The 17243-nt window shown below is 76.9% G+C and carries 18 protein-coding genes; 10 read left to right on the top strand and 8 right to left on the bottom strand.

Annotated features, from left to right (window positions below):
* The first annotated feature begins 7 nt into the window (after positions 1–7).
* From QNH85_RS06000 to QNH85_RS05990, 3 genes are all read left to right on the top strand, one after another.
* On the top strand, positions 8–892 hold the full coding sequence (locus QNH85_RS06000) for a LysR family transcriptional regulator ArgP (protein WP_282945326.1): 885 nt from the start codon (positions 8–10) through the stop codon (positions 890–892).
* Between the two features lie 182 nt (positions 893–1074).
* Positions 1075–1410, top strand: a complete 336-nt coding sequence (locus QNH85_RS05995) for an STAS domain-containing protein (protein WP_282945325.1) — start codon at positions 1075–1077, stop codon at positions 1408–1410.
* 165 nt (positions 1411–1575) lie between these two features.
* On the top strand, positions 1576–1926 hold the full coding sequence (locus QNH85_RS05990) for an STAS domain-containing protein (RefSeq protein WP_282945324.1): 351 nt from the start codon (positions 1576–1578) through the stop codon (positions 1924–1926).
* Between the two features lie 57 nt (positions 1927–1983).
* Here the strand turns inward: QNH85_RS05990 and QNH85_RS05985 are convergent, their stop codons facing one another.
* The 4 genes from QNH85_RS05985 to QNH85_RS05970 form a co-directional block, all read right to left on the bottom strand.
* Positions 1984–2421 (bottom strand): PTS mannitol transporter subunit IIA, encoded by a 438-nt coding sequence (locus QNH85_RS05985; protein ID WP_282945323.1) that lies wholly within the window; start codon positions 2419–2421, stop codon positions 1984–1986.
* Positions 2418–4025, bottom strand: a complete 1608-nt coding sequence (locus QNH85_RS05980) for a PTS mannitol transporter subunit IIBC (protein WP_282945322.1) — start codon at positions 4023–4025, stop codon at positions 2418–2420. Before QNH85_RS05980 ends, QNH85_RS05985 begins: the two co-directional genes overlap by 4 nt.
* Positions 4026–4125: 100 nt before the next feature.
* The gene (locus tag QNH85_RS05975; protein WP_282945321.1) at positions 4126–5166 is read right to left on the bottom strand and encodes a zinc-dependent dehydrogenase; all 1041 of its coding nucleotides are present in this window, start codon (positions 5164–5166) and stop codon (positions 4126–4128) included.
* Between the two features lie 48 nt (positions 5167–5214).
* The gene (locus QNH85_RS05970) at positions 5215–5976 is read right to left on the bottom strand and encodes a DeoR/GlpR family DNA-binding transcription regulator (RefSeq protein ID WP_282945320.1); all 762 of its coding nucleotides are present in this window, start codon (positions 5974–5976) and stop codon (positions 5215–5217) included.
* Positions 5977–6190: 214 nt separating this feature from the next.
* Between QNH85_RS05970 and QNH85_RS05965 the strand changes: the two genes are divergently transcribed.
* Positions 6191–6601, top strand: coding sequence for a transferase (locus QNH85_RS05965; protein ID WP_213283575.1), 411 nt, complete (start codon positions 6191–6193; stop codon positions 6599–6601).
* 28 nt (positions 6602–6629) lie between these two features.
* Here QNH85_RS05965 and QNH85_RS05960 read toward each other — a convergent pair whose 3' ends face one another.
* Positions 6630–7445, bottom strand: coding sequence for a DUF1684 domain-containing protein (locus tag QNH85_RS05960; protein ID WP_282945319.1), 816 nt, complete (start codon positions 7443–7445; stop codon positions 6630–6632).
* Between the two features lie 210 nt (positions 7446–7655).
* Between QNH85_RS05960 and QNH85_RS05955 the strand changes: the two genes are divergently transcribed.
* The 6 genes from QNH85_RS05955 (at position 7656) to QNH85_RS05930 (ending at position 14507) form a co-directional block, all read left to right on the top strand.
* Positions 7656–8387, top strand: a complete 732-nt coding sequence (locus QNH85_RS05955) for a helix-turn-helix transcriptional regulator (protein WP_282945318.1) — start codon at positions 7656–7658, stop codon at positions 8385–8387.
* Between the two features lie 138 nt (positions 8388–8525).
* Complete coding sequence (nirB, locus tag QNH85_RS05950) at positions 8526–11066, top strand: nitrite reductase large subunit NirB (protein ID WP_282945317.1); 2541 nt, start codon at positions 8526–8528, stop codon at positions 11064–11066.
* A complete protein-coding gene (gene nirD / locus QNH85_RS05945; protein WP_282945316.1) occupies positions 11063–11419 on the top strand; it encodes a nitrite reductase small subunit NirD in 357 nt (118 codons plus the stop codon). The genes nirB and nirD overlap by 4 nt, the downstream gene beginning before the upstream one ends.
* The gene (cobA, locus tag QNH85_RS05940; RefSeq protein ID WP_282945315.1) at positions 11416–12705 is read left to right on the top strand and encodes a uroporphyrinogen-III C-methyltransferase; all 1290 of its coding nucleotides are present in this window, start codon (positions 11416–11418) and stop codon (positions 12703–12705) included. Before nirD ends, cobA begins: the two co-directional genes overlap by 4 nt.
* Positions 12702–13430, top strand: a complete 729-nt coding sequence (locus QNH85_RS05935; RefSeq protein ID WP_282945314.1) for a sirohydrochlorin chelatase — start codon at positions 12702–12704, stop codon at positions 13428–13430. The genes cobA and QNH85_RS05935 overlap by 4 nt, the downstream gene beginning before the upstream one ends.
* A gap of 36 nt (positions 13431–13466) precedes the next feature.
* Entirely contained in the window at positions 13467–14507 is a 1041-nt protein-coding gene (locus QNH85_RS05930) for an App1 family protein phosphatidate phosphatase (RefSeq protein WP_282945313.1), read from the top strand.
* Here QNH85_RS05930 and QNH85_RS05925 read toward each other — a convergent pair.
* The 3 genes from QNH85_RS05925 to QNH85_RS05915 all read right to left on the bottom strand — a co-directional run bounded on the left by QNH85_RS05925 (position 14497) and on the right by QNH85_RS05915 (position 17151).
* Positions 14497–15954, bottom strand: a complete 1458-nt coding sequence (locus QNH85_RS05925) for a phytoene desaturase family protein (protein WP_282945499.1) — start codon at positions 15952–15954, stop codon at positions 14497–14499. The genes QNH85_RS05930 and QNH85_RS05925 overlap by 11 nt on opposite strands.
* Positions 15955–16159: 205 nt before the next feature.
* Positions 16160–16903: an MBL fold metallo-hydrolase gene (locus QNH85_RS05920; protein ID WP_282945312.1), complete on the bottom strand. Its 744-nt coding sequence runs from the start codon at positions 16901–16903 to the stop codon at positions 16160–16162.
* A complete protein-coding gene (locus QNH85_RS05915; protein ID WP_428830369.1) occupies positions 16900–17151 on the bottom strand; it encodes a CDGSH iron-sulfur domain-containing protein in 252 nt (83 codons plus the stop codon). Before QNH85_RS05915 ends, QNH85_RS05920 begins: the two co-directional genes overlap by 4 nt.
* Positions 17152–17243: the final 92 nt, after the last annotated feature.

Raw genomic sequence — 17243 nt, 5'->3', positions numbered from 1 at the left:
GCCGCCGGTGGCCGACGTCGACCTGCCCCAGCTCCGCGCGCTGCTCGCGGTCGTGGACGAGGGCTCCTTCGAGGGCGCCGCCGTCGCGCTGCACCTCACGCAGTCCGCCGTCAGCCAGCGCATCCGCGCCCTGGAGACGGCGGTCGGCCAGGTGCTGGTCCGCCGCACCCGTCCCGCCGGCGTCACCGACGCGGGCGCCGTCTACCTGCGCCTGGCGCGGCAGGTGCAGGGCCTCACCGACGAGGCCCGCGCGGCCGTCACCGCCGACGAGCGCGCCGGCCGCCCGGTCCTCCCCGTCGCCGTGAACTCGGACTCGCTCGGGACGTGGGTGCTGCCGGCGCTCGCGCCGCTCGCCGCCGACATCCTGTTCGACCTGCACCGCGAGGACCAGGACCACTCCGCCGACCTGCTGCGGGACGGCACGGTCGTCGCGGCCATCACCACGGCGGCCCGCCCGGTCCAGGGCTGCACCTCGCACCGGCTCGGCGTGCTCCGCTACCGGCCGATGATGGCGGTCGACCGAGCGGCCGAGCACCTGCCCGGCGGTCCGACGCCCGACGCGCTCGCCGCAGCGCCGCTGGTGGTGTTCGACCGCAAGGACGACCTGCAGGACGGGTACCTGCGCGAGCGCGGCGTCGACCCGGCGCTGCCGCCCCGGCACCACGTCCCGGCGTCCGCGGACTTCGTGCTCGCCGTCCGGCTGGGGCTCGGGTGGGGGATGCTCCCGGAGCGCGACGCCGCGGCGGGCGAGCGGGACGGCGTCCTCGTCGACATCGACCCCGGCCGGCACGTGGACGTCACGCTGCACTGGCAGCAGTGGACGCTGCGCACCGCGGCCCTCGACCGCACCGGCGCCGCGATCCGGGCCGCCGCCGCGGCGTACCTGCGCTGACGGGCGCGGGACCGGCGGGACCTCGGCGGTCCTGCACCCTGGCCAGCCGGTCCGCGGCGTGGGAGGATCGCCGCGACCGCGCGCCCGGGCAGGGCGCGCGGGAACGCGTGTCCACCTCGGCGGCACGCCGGTGCCACTGCCGAGAGGCGGTCCGTGTGCGGCGGACGACGAACCGGATAGCTGTGGAGCAGGCGGAGGGCGCGACGGTCGTGCGCCTCACGGGGGAGATCGACGCGGCGTTGCGGGGGCAGGCGGGCGCGGCGCTCGCGGCGGCGCTGGGCGGGGGCCGCCCGGTGGTGCTGGACGCCGCCGGCATCCGGTTCGCCGACTCGACGGGGGTCGCGTTCCTCCTGACGTGCGCCCGCGCGTGCGAGCGGGCGGGCCTGGCCGTGACGCTGCGGGACCCGCCGCCGCAGGTCGTGCGGGTGCTGCGGCTCCTCGGTGTCGAGGACCTCCTGCCCACGGTGCGGTCGGCCGACGAGCGCGTCGTCGTGCCTGGTGGGAGAGTGGGCGCCTGACGGTCTTCGGTCACGAGAGTCCGCGACGGGGCGGACGACTCGTGCACCCGGCTGCGGTCTCCTGTCACCCGGTCGTCGTGACCGCGCGCCCCGGCAGGGCGCGTCGGGTGGCGTGTGTCCAGCGCGACGGCACACCGCGGGGCCAGGGGCGATGGAGGCGGTCCGGTGCGCTCAGCAGCAGGGACCATCGTGGCGGAGCAGGCGGACGGCGTCACGGTCGTGCGCCTGTCCGGGGAGATCGACGGCGCGCTGCGCGACCAGGCCAGCACGGCCATGGCCCGCGCGCTGACGGCCGGCATGCCGGTCGTCCTGGACGCCAGCGGGACCCGGTTCGTGGACTCGCGCGGCGTGGCGTTCCTCATCCAGTGCGCCCGCGCCTGCGAGCAGGTCGGGCTGACGGTGACGCTGCGCGACCCGCCGGCCCAGGTGCGGGGTGTCATCGCGTACCTGGGCGCGGAGGAGATCCTGCCGCTCGCGCGCGCGGACCGGCCCGCGGCAGCCGCCGCAGACGCGTGACGGGCGCGGGTCCGGTGGAGGACCCGCGCCCGTCGCGGTGGCGTGCGTGCCGGCGCGTCAGGCCGGCTCCACCTCCTCGAGGATCGCCGCCAGCTCCTCCCGGGTCGTCGAGGCGAGCACCCGCTGCACGCGCTCGCCGTCGGTGAACACGAGGGCGATCCGCGACAGCAGCTCCAGGTGCTGGCCGCCGACCCCCGCGATGCCCACGACGACCCGCACCGGGTTGCCGTCCCAGTCGACCGGCTCCTCGTACCGGATCAGGCAGAGCGCCGACCGGCGGATCTCGCCCTTGGCCTCGTCCGTCCCGTGCGGGATGGCCAGGAAGCTGCCCATGTACGTGGACACCACCCGCTCCCGGTCGAGCATCGCCTCCACGTACTCCGGGTCGACCGCGCCGGAGGCGACGAGCAGGTCGCCGGCCTCTCGGATGGCCTCGGTCTTCGTGGTGGCGCGCCCCGCCGGCACGATCAGCTCCGCGCTGAGGGTCCCGGTCATGACTGCGTCCTCTCCGCCGTCTCCTGCTGGGCCGCGCGCACGACGTCGTCGTACACGGGGCTGCTGAGGAAGTTGTCCACCGACACGTGCCGCGCGCTGGGTGCGTGCCGTCGTGCGCGGTCGGTCAGCTCCCGCTGGGTGATGACCAGGTCGACGTCGTCCTCGAGGTTCGCCACCGCCCGGTTCACCACGGAGATGTCGCTGCGGCCGGCCTTCTTGAGCTTGTCCCGCAGGATGCTCGCGCCCATCGCGGACGACCCCATGCCGGCGTCGCACGCGAATACGACGGACCGCACGGGCCGGGCACCCGCCGTCTCGTCGGCGACGGTGGCCGAGGCGGCCCCGGAGCCGGCGGTCTGCGAGAGCGCCCCGAGTGCGGAGGACGACTTCCCCTTGTTGGCCTCGGTCTGCGCGATGGCGGCCTCGAGGTCGCCGCCGCCCGACGCGAGGTCCCGCTTCCGGGACGCCCGCAGGATGACCGCGGCGACCAGGAACGTCACCACGCAGGACAGGACGACGGACAGGGTCACGCCGACGAAGGAGTCACGGGGCGTCGCGGCGTACACCGCGATGATCGACCCCGGGGCCGCGGGGCCGCGCAGGCCGCTGCCGAACACCACGTTCGTGGCGATGCCCGTGGCGCCGCCGAGGATCGCCGCGATGATCAGCGTCGGCTTCATCAGCACGAACGGGAAGTACACCTCGTGGATCCCGCCGACGAACTGCACGATCGCCGCGCCGGGGGCCGACGACCGCGCCGCCCCGATGCCGAAGACCGAGTAGGCGAGCAGGATGCCCAGGCCGGGGCCGGGGTTCGCCTCCACCAGGAACAGCAGCGACTTGCCGGTCTCGACGACCTCCGAGGCGCCGAGCGGCACCAGGACGCCGTTGCCGATGGCGTTGTTCAGGAACAGCACCTTGGCCGGCTCGACGACCACCGACATCAGCGGCATGAGGTGGTTGTCGGCCATCCAGCCCACCAGGCTGCCCAGCCACTCGGACACCTGGGTGATGATCGGCGCGAACCCGAAGAACGCCCCGACGGCCATCGCCGCGCCCGCGATGCCCGCGGAGAACATGTCCACGAGCATCTCGAAGCCCGGCCGGATGCGGCCCGCCCAGAGGCCGTCGATCTTCTTGATCACCCACGCCGCGGCGGGGCCGACGATCATGGCCCCGAGGAACATCGGGACGGTGCTGCCGGTGATCATGCCGACCGCGACGATGGAGGCGACGACGCCGCCGCGCTCCTTGTAGACGATGCGGCCGCCGGCGTTCGCGATGAGGATCGGCAGCAGGTACGTGACCATCGGCCCGACCATGCCGACGTACTGCTGGAACGTCGTCCCGCCCTCGGCGAGCGCGAGCTGGGTGGCCGCGCCCTGCCAGCTGCCGGCGTCGTCGGCGTTGCCGAACCCGCCGAGGATCTCGTTCGGCAGCCAGCCGACGGCGATGAACAGCGAGGTGATGAGCCCCCACGCCAGGAACGCCGGGAGGTTCGGCATGATCATGGCGCTGAGGAACGCGCCGAACCGCTGGACGCGGACCTGGGCCTGCTTGGCTCGCGAGGGGGCGGGGGCGGCCGCGGCGGTGGTGGCGGACATGGTCAGGCCCCCGGTCGGGGGGTCGGCCGGGCGCTGCGGCCCGGCGCGGAGTGGATCGGCATTGACCTGCTCCTTCTGGACTGGCGTGACGGGCGGACCGTCACGGCTCGATGGTGACCTTGATGCCCGCACCGGAGCGGACGACGTCGATGCCCTCGGCGACCTGGTCGAGCGGCAGCCGGTGGGTGATGAGGTCGGCGACGGGCACGCTGCCGTCGGCGATGTGCGCGAGCGCCTGGCGGTTGTGCTCCGGGCTGGACCCGTTCGCGCCGAACACCGCGAGCTCGCGGTAGTGCACGAGGTTCGAGTCGAAGGTGATGGTCGGCCGGTCCTTGGGCAGGCCGCCGAAGAGGCTGAGCCGGCCCTGCGGCGCGAGCATCTGCAGCGCCTGCTCCTGCGCGGCCCCGGACGCGGCGGCGGTGATGACGACCGACGGGCCCCGGCCGTCCGTGGCCTCCTTGACGGCGGCGACCGGGTCGACCTCGCCGGCGCAGATCGCGACGTCGGGCCGGACGACCGCGGCGGCCAGGTCGAGGCGCTCGCGGCTGAGCTCGACCAGGATCACCGTCTCGGCCCCGCGCGCCCGGGCCAGCCGGACGTGCAGGCAGCCGATCGGGCCGGAGCCGACCACGACGACCGTGTCGCCCTTGCGGACGTCGACGATCTCCTGGGCGTTGATCGCGCAGGCGAACGGCTCCGCGACGGAGGCCTCCGCGTAGGAGACGTTCTCCGGGATGCGGTTCAGGCCGTCGACCTTCAGCACCTCGCGCGGCACGATCATGTACGGCGCGAACCCGCCGTCGAAGTCGTAGCCCATCGAGACCTGGTTCGGGCAGATGGTCATGGCGCCGCTGCGGCAGAACTCGCACTCGCCGCACGGGATGGCCGCGATGACCTGCACCCGGTCGCCGGGGACCCAGCCCTCGACGCCGGCGCCGACCTCGACGACCTCGCCCGCGATCTCGTGCCCCATGACGCGGGGCGGCACGATGCGCTGGTGCCCGGACGTCGAGATCTTCACGTCGGTGCCGCACATGGAGCAGGCGCGGACGCGGATCTTGACCTCGCCGTCGGCGGGGGACGGCTCGGGGCCCTCCTCCAGGCGCACGTCGCCGGGGGCGTAGAAACGGAAGACCTTCATCGTTCTCCTCGGTGTCCGGACGGCGCTGCAGTGCGCCGTCCTGGGTTCTCAGGCCCGCACGACGCGCGGGCCGGCCGTCTCGATCTCCTCGGCGAGCTCCGGCGCGACGCCGGAGTCCGTGACCACGGCGTCGACGCTGCTCAGCGGCGCGACCACCGCGAGCTCCGTGCGGCCGATCTTGGAGTGGTCGGCGAGCACGACCGTCCGGGCGGCGGCCCGGACCAGCGCCCGCTTGATCGCCGCCTCGGCGAGGTCCGGCGTCGACAGCCCGTCCTCGACGGTCAGCCCGTTGGTGCCCAGGAACGCCACGTCGACCCGGACGTCGGCGAGCGCCCGCTCCGCCCAGGTGCCGACGGCGGCGAGCGTCCGCCGCCGCACGGTGCCCCCGATGAGGTGCAGCGTCACGTTCGGCAGCGCGGCGAGCGCGGTGGCGACCGGCAGGGCGTGGGTGACGACGATCAGCTCGCGGTCGGCCGGCAGCATCTCCGCGAGCCGCACGGTCGTCGAGCCGGCGTCGATGAGGACGGAGCCGCCCGCCGGCAGCTCGTCGAGGGCGGCCTTGGCGATGCGGTCCTTCTCGGCGGCGAGCACGTTCTCGCGCTGGGCGAGCGCCGGCTCGTAGCCGAGGCGCTCGACGGGGACGGCACCGCCGTGCACGCGCCGCAGCAGCCCCATGCGCTCGAGCGCCGTCAGGTCGCGCCGGACCGTCTCGGGCGTGACCGCCAGGTCGTCGGCGAGCCGCGCGACCTCGACCCGGCCGGCGGAGCGGGCGGTCGTGAGGATCACCTGGTGGCGTTCCGGGGGGTACATGACGACGGTGTCCTGGTCCTCGTGCCGGCGGCAGCGGTGCCGCACCGGGCGGTGGCCGCCCTGGCAGGACTCACTGTGGCGTGGGTCACCCGCCGGAGTCAACAGGATCGGAGAAACTCGGACCGATCCGGACACAGAGGCGGGGCCAAACACAGGGCGCGCGGCTCGTGACCCCAGGAACAAGCCAGCGGTGCCGTGCGTTGAGGAGGGCGGTATGAAGAAGCGATACGAAGACCTCGAGCAGGACGACGGCACGGTCGTGCGCTACCAGCGGCACGACAACGGCGGCGGGTTCGTCGCCAAGGGCGCCGTCGTCGACGACAGCGCCTACGTCGCGGAGTCGGCGTGGGTGGACCCCGGGGCGCGCGTGGAGGCGCGCGCCCGCATCGGGCAGCACTGCTGGGTGGAGCCCGGCGCGCACGTGGAGGTGGCCGCGACGGTCGGCTCGCACGTGCACCTCGGACGGGGTGCGCGCGTCGGTGCCGGGTCGACGGTGGGCCTGCGCAGCGAGGTCGGGCCGGACGCCCGGCTGGAGCCCCGCGCCGTGGTCGAGCCGGAGACGCGCGTCGAGCCCGGCGCGGTCGTGCCCGGTCCTCGCCGGCTGGACCGGCGGCTCACCGCCTGACGCGTCCGCCGGGCACCCGGCCGCGCGCCTAGCGTCCCGCCGGCGTCCGCTCGCCCGCGCGCACCGCGAACGGCAGCGTGTTGCCCGCGGGCGGCAGCGGGCACGTGCCGTGGTCGCTGAACGCGCACGGGGCGTTCTCGGCGCGGTTGAGGTCGAGCACCACCGTGCCGTCGGCCTCCGGGCGGACGGCGAGCACCCGGAACGCGGCGGTCTCGCGGCCGTTGGTGGCGTCGCGGAACCAGATCGCCGGGTGGCTGCCGCCCGCGACCTGCAGCGCGTGCTCCACGCCGTCGTGCGCGAACCGCACGAGGCCGGCGACGGCCTGCACGTGGCGCACGCCCGCCGCGACGGAGCCGGTCTCGGCGACCGCGCCGTCCTCGGCGGGGACGAAGGTGCCGGTCAGGCGCCACTGCGGGTCGTGGTCGAACCGTGGGACGCCCGTGAAGGCCCGCAGCGCGGGGGCGTGCGGGTCGCGCACGCGGACGCCGCGGGTCAGCGGGCCGCGCCCCAGCGGCTCGAGCAGCCGGTCGCCGTGCCGGAGGTGCCCGGTGGCGCCCGCGTCCGCCGTCCACACCGTCGTGACGGCGGTGACGGGCGCGGCGTCCAGCGTGACGGCCGGGTCCGGCGCGGTGCCGGGGTCCACGTGGATGCCGTCTGCGTCGGCCCACCACGTCCCGGGCAGGTCGCCGAGCCCGGCCGGCACCGGCCCCAGCCAGTGCAGGGCGGTGAGGCTCAGCCAGCCGTGCGGGCGCGCGAGCTCGGCGTCGCGCGCGGCGGCCCACGCGCGCCAGGCGGCGGCGTCCGTCGTCGCCGGGTCGTCGAGCCGTGCGGGTGTGCCGGGCATCGCGTGTCCTCCTGCTGCGCGGTCGTCGGGCCGCTGCGGTCGCGCCACGCTAGCCACGGCCGGTGACGCCGTCGCGCCGCGTGCCCGTCCGTGAGACGACGTCACCGGCCGGGACGGCCGTCGCGTGGTGACCTACGTCCCACGCCGGCGGTCGCGGGACGGACCACGCTGCTCTGCGTCGGCCCGCGGACCCGACGCGGAGGGAGCCTCATGCCCGGTGCCGAGCCCCGGCACGCGCCGCCCGAGCCCCTCGCCGCGGCGCGGCGGGTGCAGCTGCTCCGCGCGCTGCACCGGCGCGGGTCGAGCACCGTGGGGGAGCTCGCCGTCGAGGTGGGGCTGCACGAGAACTCGACCCGGGAGCACCTGCGGCTGCTGCTGGACGCGGGCTACGTGGCGCGCGAGGCCGGCCCGCCGGTCGGGCGCGGGCGGCCCCGCATGCGGTACCGCGCGGTGCGCGCCCTCCCGTCGCAGGACCTCGCGCCCGCGCCGCAGGAGGCCGCCGCCCGCGACGCCGCGGCCGTCGCGCAGGGTGCGCTCGCGCGGGCGCTGCTCGACGGCTACGGCACCGCCGCGCGGGACGTGGCGGAGTCCGCGCGCCGGCACGGGTTCCGGGCGGGCGCGGCGCTGCCCGGCGGGACGCCGCCGACCCCTGGGCCGGGCGGCGACGCGGGCGCGGGCGCCCAGCTGGCAGACCTGACCGCGCACCTCGAGCGCCTGGGGTTCGACCCGGAGCTCCGGCCGGGTGCGTCGGCCTACCACCTGCGGCGCTGCCCGTTCCTCGACCTGGCCCGCGAGCGCCCGGAGGTGGTGTGCCAGGTGCACCTGGGGCTGGCGCAGGCGCTGCTGGCCCGGACCGGTGGCCCGGTGCGCGCCGAGGGGATCGAGCCGTTCGCGGCCCCGGGCCTGTGCGTGCTGCGGCTGGCGGGCGCGCCCGAGGCCTGACGGCGGGTGCGGCAGGGAGGCCCTGGGCCGTTGGGCCCAATTACCACGGTCGGGGCCGTTGAAAACTGTGCGCATGACCCCGCCCCCGCACCCGCCGCCGCCCCCGACCTCGGGCACGTCCTCGTGGTCGGCGCCGGGATGGTCGCGCACCGCTTCGCCGAGCAGCTCTGCCGCCGCCCCGACGCCGGCGCGTTCCGGATGACCGTCGTCGGCGACGAGCCCTGCCTGCCGTACGACCGGGTGCACCTCTCCGACGTGTTCGGCGGCCGGGCGGACGAGGACCTGGCGCTCGACGACGCCCCGTGGCAGGACCCGCGCGTCGAGCTGGTCGTCGGGGACGCCGCGGTGGCGCTCGACCGCACCACCCGGACCGTCCGGACCGCGTCGGGCCGGCAGCTGACCTACGACACCCTCGTGCTGGCGACCGGGTCCCGTGCCTGGGTGCCGCGCACGGAGGGGACCGACCTGCCCGGCGTGCTCGCGTACCGGACCGTCGCCGACGTGGGGGCGCTGCGCGACTGGGTCGCCGGCCGCTCGGCCGCGCTCGGCCGTCCGCTGCGCGGGGCCGTCGTGGGCGGCGGCGTCCTGGGCCTGGAGGCCGCCGCGGCGCTGCAGACGCTCGACGTGCTGCCCACCGTCGTGGAGTTCGCCGACCGGCTCATGTCCGTCCAGCTCGACGCCGGGGGCGGCGAGGCCCTGCGCGTCCTCGTCACGGGCCGCGGCATGGAGGTGCGGACCTCCGCCGCCGCGACCCGGGTGGTCGCGGCCGGCGACGGCGCGGTGGGCGGGCTGGAGCTGTCGACGGGGGAGACCGTCCCCACCGACGTCGTCATCTACTCCACGGGCATCCGGCCCCGCGACCGGCTGGGCCGCGAGGCCGGTCTCGCGGTCGCGGAGCGCGGCGGCATCGTGGTCGGCCCGACGTGCCGGACCTCCGACCCGGCGGTCTGGGCGATCGGCGAGTGCGCGAGCCACGACGGCGAGTGCGCCGGGCTGGTCGCGCCGGGCAACGCCATGGCGGACGTCGTGGTGGACCGGCTGTGCGGCGGGGACGCGGTGTACACGCGGGCCCCGGACGGCACGAAGCTCAAGGGCGTCGGCGTGGACGCGGCCAGCTTCGGCGACGTCCTCGCGCTGACCCCGGGGGCGCTGGAGGTCACGTTCGCCGACCCGGTGGCGCGCACCTACCGCAAGCTCGTGGTCTCCGACGACGCGCGGGTGCTGCTGGGCGGCGTGTTCGTCGGCGACATCGCGCTGTACTCGTCGCTGCGGCCGCTGCTGGGCCGGCCGCTCGGGGCGGACCCGTCGGCGTTCCTCGCCCCCGAGGGCGGCGCGGCGCCGGCGCAGGCCGACCTCCCGGACGACGTGGTGCTGTGCTCGTGCTCGAACGTCTCCGCCGGGACGGTGCGCGCGGCCGTCACCGAGCACGGCTGCCGCAGCGTGGGCGAGGTCAAGACGTGCACCCGAGCGGGCACCGTCTGCGGCTCGTGCGTGCCGCTGCTGACCACGGTCGTGAACCGCACGCTGGAGCGCGCCGGGATCGCGGTGTCGACGGCGATGTGCGAGCACTTCGCGATGTCCCGCGCGGAGCTGTTCGCGCTGGTCCGCACCGAGCGGCTGCGGACGTTCTCCGAGGTCGTCGCCCGGCACGGGCAGGGGCGCGGGTGCGCGGTCTGCCGGCCGGTGGTCGCGTCGATCCTGTCCTCCCTCGGCATCGGCCACGTCCTGCAGCCGGACCAGGCGCCGCTGCAGGACACCAACGACCACCTGCTCGCGAACCTGCAGAAGGACGGCACCTACTCCGTCGTCCCGCGCATGCCCGGCGGGGAGGTCACCCCGGAGAAGCTGCTCGCGCTGGCGGAGGTCGCGCGCGACTTCGGGCTGTTCACGCGGGTCACCGGCGCGCAGCGCATCGCGATGTTCGGCGCCCGCCAGGACCAGCTCCCGGCGATCTGGCGGCGGCTCGTCGACGCCGGGTTCGAGTCCGGGCAGGCGTACGGCAAGTCGCTGCGCGCGGTGAAGACCTGCGTCGGGCAGGCGTGGTGCCGGTTCGGGGTGCAGGACTCGGCGAGCATGGCCGTCCGCCTCGAGCTGCGGTACCGGGGGCTGCGGTCGCCGCACAAGTTCAAGGTCGGCGTCTCGGGCTGCGCCCGGGAGTGCGCGGAGGCCCGCGGCAAGGACGTCGGCGTCATCGCGACGGAGAAGGGCTGGAACGTCTACGTCGGCGGCAACGGCGGCTTCACGCCGCGGCACGCCGACCTGCTCGCGGAGGACCTGGACGACGAGACGCTCGTGCGGGTGGTCGACCGGTTCCTCGCGCTCTACGTGCGCAGCGCCGACCGCCTGCAGCGCACGGCGGCGTGGGTCGCGGCGTTCCCGGGCGGGATCGCCGAGCTGCGCCGGGTGGTCGTCGACGACGCCCAGGGCATCGGCGCCGAGCTCGAGGCCGAGGTCCAGCGGCACGTCGCCGGGTACGTCGACGAGTGGCGCGCCACGCTCGAGGACCCCGAGAAGCTCCGCCGGTTCACGCCGTACGTCAACGCGCCCGGGCTCGGCGACCCCGACCTGGCCTACGTGCCCGAGCGCGGCCAGGCGCGCCCCGCCCGGCCGGGCGAGACGGGCAGCCCCGACCTGCTGACCGCCCGTGCCAGCGCCGTCACCCTGGAGGTCGCCCCGTGAGCACCGTCCCCCCGACCGAGGGCCCCGTGCGGGTCTGCCGGCTCGACGACCTGCTGCCGGAGCGCGGCGCCGGCGCGCTGCTCGGCGAGCACCGGGTGGCGCTGTTCCGCCTCGCCGACGACCGCGTCGTGGCCGTGCAGCAGCGGGACCCGTACTCCGGCGCGAACGTGCTGAGCCGCGGGATCGTCGGCGACGTGGCCGGCACGCCGACCGTGACCTCGCCGATGTACAAGCAGGTGTGGGACGTGCTGACCGGCGCGTGCCTGGACCCGGTCGGCAAGGAGCCCGTGGACCTGCGCTGCTACCCGGTGACGGTCGTCGACGGCGACGTGCTCGTGGCGGTGGCGTCATGACGCTCCTCGCGGGCCTCGACGTCGCCGGGCGGCCGGTCCTGGTCGTCGGCGGCGGGCCGGTCGCCGCTCGCCGCGCCCGCACCGCGGTCGACGCGGGCGCGGACGTCCTGGTGGTCGCCCCGGAGGTGGTGGACGACCTGCTGGAGCTGGAGGCCTCGGGCGTGGTGCGGCTGCGGCGCCGGCCGGTGCGCGAGGCGGACGTCGCGGACGTGTGGTTCGTCTGGACCTGCACCGGCCTCGCCGCCGTGGACGACGCGGTGGTCGGCTGGGCGAGCGCGCGCCGGGTGTTCTGCGTCGCCGCCGCCGACGCGCGGACGGGCACCGCCCGGACGCCGGCCGCCGCGCGCATCGGCGGGCTGCTGGTCGGCGTGCTCTCCGAGGGCGTCCCCGACCCCCGTCGTGCCGCCGCGGTGCGCGACCGCATCGTGCTCGCGCTGCTCGACCCCGCCACCGACACCCGCGCGGGCCGCCCGGAGTCGACCGGCCCCGACGTGCTGCAGCCGGGCGAGGTCGCGCTGGTCGGCGGCGGGACCGGCGACCCGGCCCTGATGACGGTCCGCGCCCGCACGCTGCTCGCGCAGGCCGACGTGGTGGTCACCGACCGGCTCGGGCCCACCTCGGTGCTCGCCGAGCTGCGGGAGGACGTGCGGGTGATCTCCGTCGGCAAGGCGCCCGGCGTCCACACGCTGCCGCAGGCGGGCATCAACGCGGTCCTGGTCGAGCAGGCGCTGGCCGGCCGCCGCGTCGTCCGGCTGAAGGGCGGCGACCCGTTCCTGTTCGGGCGCGGCGGCGAGGAGGTGCTCGCGTGCCGGGCCGCGGGGGTGCCGGTGCGCGTGGTGCCCGGCGTGACGTCCGCCGTGGCGGCCGCCGAGGCCGCCGGGATCCCGGTGACGCACCGCGGGACGAGCGCCCGGCTGCACGTGGTCAACGGCCACGGCTCCCTGACGGAGCTCGACCTCGCCGCGCTGCGCACGCCCGACGTGACCGTCGTCGTGCTCATGGGGCTGTCGTGGCTGGACCGCCTCACCGCCGAGGCGCTGGCGGCCGGGGTCGACCCGGCGACGCCCGCCGCGGTGGTGTCCCGCGCGACGCTGCCCGACCAGCGGGTGGTCCGGGCGCCGCTGTCCGGGCTCGCCGCCCGGTGCGCCGCCGAGGGGCTGCCGTCGCCCGCCGTCGTCGTGGTGGGCGAGGTCGCGCGGCCGGGGCTGCTCGACCCGCTGCTCGTGGCGGGTGCGGGCCTCCAGGACGCCGGGGCCGGCGTCGCCCTCGCGGGGGCTGGGCGATGACGGCCCCGGTGCTCGTCGCCTGCGCGCACGGCACCCGCAGCGCCGAGGGCCGGGCCACAGTGCGCGCGCTCGCGGCGGACGTGCGGGCGCTGCGGCCCGGGCTGCGGGTGGTCGAGGCGTTCGTCGACGTGCAGGAGCCGGCGGTCGGCGACGCCGTCCGCGACGTCCTGGCCGCCCGCGTCCCGGGCGCGACCGGGACCGGCGCGGTCGTCACCCCCCTGCTGCTGTCCACCGGGTACCACGTGCGGCACGACATCGGGGCGGCGGTGGCCGGGCTGCCCGCGACGGCCGCGGAGCCGCTCGGGCCGGACGAGCGCCTGGTCGCCGTCCTGCTGCAGCGCCTGGCCGAGGCCGGTGCGCGCCCGGGTGACGCGGTGGTCGTCGCCGCGGCCGGCTCCAGCGACCCCGAGGCGGCGCGCGCCGTCCGGGTCGTGACGGACGCCGTCCGCGAGGCGTGGCAGGGGCCGGTGACCGTCGGCTTCGGCGCGTCGGCGACGCCCGGCGTGACCGACGCCGTCGCGGCCGCCCGCGCCGCCGGCGCGCAGCGGGTCGTCGTCGCCGCGTACCTGCTCGCACCGGGGCACTTCCACTCCGCGCTCGCGGCCGCCGGGGCCGACGTGGTGACCGCGCCGCTCGGGCCGCACCCGCTGCTCGCGCAGGTCGCGCTGGACCGGTACGACGAGCAGGTCGCCCGGTCTGCCGGCCCCGGGGCGGCGACGGCCTGACGCGCGGGTCCGCGCGGGGCTGCCGATACTGGGGCGATGCCGACGATCGCCCAGCTCGCCGCCCGCACCGAGGACCGCATCAACTCCGTCGTCGGCCGCGCCCTCGCGCGCCGCGGCTACACCCCGCGCCTGGTCACCTACCCGTCGTACGGGACCGTCGACCGGGTCCGTGCCCGCGGCCGCGTGCTGCTCACCGCGCCCGACGCGCCGACCCCCGGGAGCGTCGCGCGGCGGGGCTGGCGCAACCTGCTGTCCGCCGAGCTGCCGGGCGCCGTCGTGCGGGTGCGGACCGAGCCGGGCGGGCCGGACCTGGTCGTGACCCGCACCGACCGCAGCGGGTACGTCGACGCCCCGGTGGACATCGCGCTCGAGCCCGGCTGGCGTCAGCTGTGGATGTCCGTCGACGGCGGGGACGGCGAGGTGCCCGCGCCGGTGCAGGTGGTGGACCCGGCGGCCACGCACGCGATCGTCAGCGACATCGACGACACCGTGCTGGTGACGATGGTGCCGCACCCCCACATCGCCGCCTGGAACTTCCTGGTCCGGTCCGAGGCGCGGCGCAAGGCCGTCCCCGGCATGCCGGAGCTGTACCGGGACCTCACCGCGTCGCACCCCGCCGCCCCGGTGTTCTACCTGTCGACCGGCGCGTGGAACACCGCGAGCGCCCTCGCGCGGTTCCTCGACCGCGTCGGCCTGCCGCAGGGCTCGCTGCTGCTCACCGACCTGGGGCCGACCGGCACCGAGCTGTTCCGGTCGGGGCGCGCGCACAAGTCCGCGACGCTGCGCCGGCTGGCCGAGGAGCTGCCGCACCTGCGGTGGATCCTCGTGGGCGACGACGGCCAGCACGACCCGCAGGTCTACGAGACGTTCGCCGCGGAGCACCCCGGGAAGGTGGCGGCGATCGCCGTGCGCGAGCTGTCGGTGCAGGAGCAGGTCGCCCAGAACGGCCTGCCGGCGCCGACGCCCGCGACGCGCAGGGCGGTCGACGACCTGGACCGCTCGTCGGTGGTGCTCGCGCACGCACCCGACGGGAACGCCCTCGCGGAGCAGCTCCGCGAGGCGGGCGTCATCGCGTAGCCGACGCCGCCAGGGCGTCCTGGCGGCCGAACACGTCCTTGAGTGCCCGGCGTGCCGCGTACCAGCCGGACAGGCCGTGCACGCCGGGCCCCGGCGGGGCGGACGCGGAGCACAGGTAGACGCCCGGCGCCCCGCTCGCGAACGGGTCGAGCCGCAGCGCGGGCCGGGTCGCCATGCCCCACACGGAGATCACGCCGCCCGCGATGTCGCCGTGCACGAGGTTCGCGTCGTGCTCCGACAGCCGGGCCGCGGGGATGGCGTGCGACGCGACGACGGTGTCGCGGAACCCGGGGGCGAACCGCTCGACCTGCCGCAGCACCGCCTCGGTGGGGTCCACGTCCGAGCCGGCGGGCACGTGCGCGTACGCCCACACCGGGCGCAGGCCGGCCGGCGCACGGCCCGGGTCGACGACCGCCGGGTCGGACAGCAGCGTCAGCGGGTGCTCGGCGTGCCGGCCGCGGCCGACCTCGACCTCTGCTGCGACGACCTGGTCGCGGGTGCCGCCGAGGTGCACGGTGCCGGCGCGGCCCACCTCCGGGTGCGCCCACGGGATCGGGCCGTCCACCACCAGGTCGACCTTGGCGGCGGCGTTGCCGTACCGGAAGCCCGCGTACGCGCGGACCAGGTGCGGCGGCATCGCGTCGCCGAACACCTGCGCGACGGTGCGCGGGGCGGTGTCGAACAGGTACGCGCGGGCCGGGGGCAGGTCCGCGCGCCGGGCGACGGGGTGCCCGGTGACGACCCGGCCGCCGAGCCGCACGAGGTCCGCGTGCAGGGCGTCCACGATCGACTGCGAGCCGCCGCGGACGACCGGCCAGCCGTGACCCGCGTGCGACAGCGTGGTGAGCAGCATGGCGGTCCCGGCCGCCGCGAGCGACGGCAGCGGGGTGATGGCGTGCCCCGCGACGCCGGTCAGCAGCGCCGCGCCCTCCTCGGTCCGCAGCGTCGACGGCACGAGCGCGGTTCCGTTGCGGAGCGCCCCCAGCGCGAACTGCACCGCGGTGACCACGGACCGGGGCGTCGCGCCGGCCGGGATGCTGCGGTGGTCGCCCAGCACGAGGGCGACCACGTCCCGCCACCGCTCGGACAGCGGGCCGAACAGGTCGCGCCAGGCGTCGCCGTCCGGGCCCAGGTTCTCCGCCGTGCGGTCCAGGTCGTGGTACGCCACCGCGGCCCGGCCGCCGTCGAGCGGCTGCGCGAACGACGCCTCCGGGGTCAGCAGGTCGAGGCGCTCGTGCAGGCCCAGGGCGCGGAAGAACGGCGACGCCCACGCCATGGGGTGCACCGCCGAGCAGATGTCGTGCCGCACCCCGGGCGCCAGCCCGAGGTCGAGGGTCCGCGAGCCGCCGCCGACGGTGTCCTGGCCCTCCAGCACGAGCACCTCGAGGCCCGCGTGCGCGAGCGTGACCGCCGCCGCCAGGCCGTTCGGGCCCGCGCCGACCACCACCGCGTCGACCTCCCGCCCGCCGGCGACGGGCTCCGCCGCCCGGGCCGACCGCCGCGCGGGGGCGGCCCCCGCGCGTGCGCCGTGCCGCGGGGCGGCCGCGCTGCCGGTGGGGCCAGGTCGGTCGGGTCCGGGCGTGCTGCCGTGTCGCGAGGTCACGAGCCCGACGGTAGGCGCGATGCTCGCGGCGCGCAGGCCCAGGAGCCCCTCAGGCCTTGCCGACCTCGCGTGCCAGGCGCACGGCCTCCACCACGCCACCCGTCCACGGCTCCCCGTGCCCGGGCAGGACGACCTGCGCGCCGGTGGCCGCCAGCGCGTCCAGCGTCGCGAGGTTGAGCGCGCTGTCGGCCGTGGCGGCGCCCGCGACGATCCGCGGCCCGGTCCGCCCGGTGTACGGGTCGAGCGTGACCAGGGCGTCGCCGGACAGCAGCACGCCGGAGTCGGGCATGTGCAGCGCCACGTGCCCGTAGGTGTGCCCCGGGCAGGCGATCACGCGGGGGCGGCCCGGGACCTTGAGCTTCTGGCCCGGGACGAGCGACCGGACCACGCGCACGCCCTTCACCCGCGCGGCACCGGCGCCGAGCATCGCGGCGAGGATGCGCGCGGCGCGCGGGTGCGACAGCGGGTAGATCGCGCGGGGGTTCTCGTGCGCGTAGCGGTACGGGTGCGCCGCCAGGCGGGCGTCCTCGGGGTGCACCCAGACGTCGACGCCGAGCTCGTGCAGCGCCCGGCGGGCGAAGCCCACGTGGTCGAAGTGCGCGTGGGTCAGGACGAGGGCGCGCACGTCCGCCGGCGTGCGGTCCACCGCCGCGAGCGCCCGCGGGAGCATCGACCACATGCGGGGCAGCCCGGCGTCGACGACGGTCGCGCCGCGCTCGTCGGCGAGCACGTAGCAGTTGACGTAGGCGTGCTCCAGGCGGGCCACGCCCGGGGCGGGCACGGTGATCTTCACGGGACGCTCCTCTCCTGCGCCGCGACGGGCTCGTCCGGGCGGGGCACCTCGTCGTCGGTGCGGAACCCGATGGCCTTGTGCGAGCCGTCGCAGAACGGCTTGATGCCCGACGCCCCGCACCGGCACAGCGCCACGGTCGCGCGGCGGCGGGGGACGACCCGGCCCGGGCAGACGCCGCAAGGCTCGCCGTCTTCGGCGAGCAGCTCGAGGACCCCGTCGCCCCGCCGGTCACGACGACGTGGGTGCAGGTGAACGCGGCCGCCGACTCCGTGCTGGAGCGGATGACCGTCAGCGGCGAGGACCCGGCCGACGCGCTCGCCGACCTGCAGGAGCAGGCGAC

The organism is Cellulomonas endometrii (assembly GCF_949769265.1).
Taxonomy (GTDB): Bacteria; Actinomycetota; Actinomycetes; order Actinomycetales; family Cellulomonadaceae; genus Cellulomonas; species Cellulomonas endometrii.
This window is presented reverse-complemented; position numbering and strand designations above follow the sequence as displayed.

Coding starts and splice junctions, on each gene's coding strand:
- QNH85_RS05985 (WP_282945323.1), bottom strand. CDS start 2,421: ATGACCGGGACCCTCAGCGCGGAGCTGATCGTGCCGGCGGGGCGCGCC.
- QNH85_RS05980 (WP_282945322.1), bottom strand. CDS start 4,025: ATGTCCGCCACCACCGCCGCGGCCGCCCCCGCCCCCTCGCGAGCCAAG.
- QNH85_RS05975 (WP_282945321.1), bottom strand. CDS start 5,166: ATGAAGGTCTTCCGTTTCTACGCCCCCGGCGACGTGCGCCTGGAGGAG.
- QNH85_RS05970 (WP_282945320.1), bottom strand. CDS start 5,976: ATGTACCCCCCGGAACGCCACCAGGTGATCCTCACGACCGCCCGCTCC.
- QNH85_RS05965 (WP_213283575.1), top strand. CDS start 6,191: ATGAAGAAGCGATACGAAGACCTCGAGCAGGACGACGGCACGGTCGTG.
- QNH85_RS05960 (WP_282945319.1), bottom strand. CDS start 7,445: ATGCCCGGCACACCCGCACGGCTCGACGACCCGGCGACGACGGACGCC.
- QNH85_RS05955 (WP_282945318.1), top strand. CDS start 7,656: ATGCCCGGTGCCGAGCCCCGGCACGCGCCGCCCGAGCCCCTCGCCGCG.
- nirB (WP_282945317.1), top strand. CDS start 8,526: ATGGTCGCGCACCGCTTCGCCGAGCAGCTCTGCCGCCGCCCCGACGCC.
- cobA (WP_282945315.1), top strand. CDS start 11,416: ATGACGCTCCTCGCGGGCCTCGACGTCGCCGGGCGGCCGGTCCTGGTC.
- QNH85_RS05935 (WP_282945314.1), top strand. CDS start 12,702: ATGACGGCCCCGGTGCTCGTCGCCTGCGCGCACGGCACCCGCAGCGCC.
- QNH85_RS05930 (WP_282945313.1), top strand. CDS start 13,467: ATGCCGACGATCGCCCAGCTCGCCGCCCGCACCGAGGACCGCATCAAC.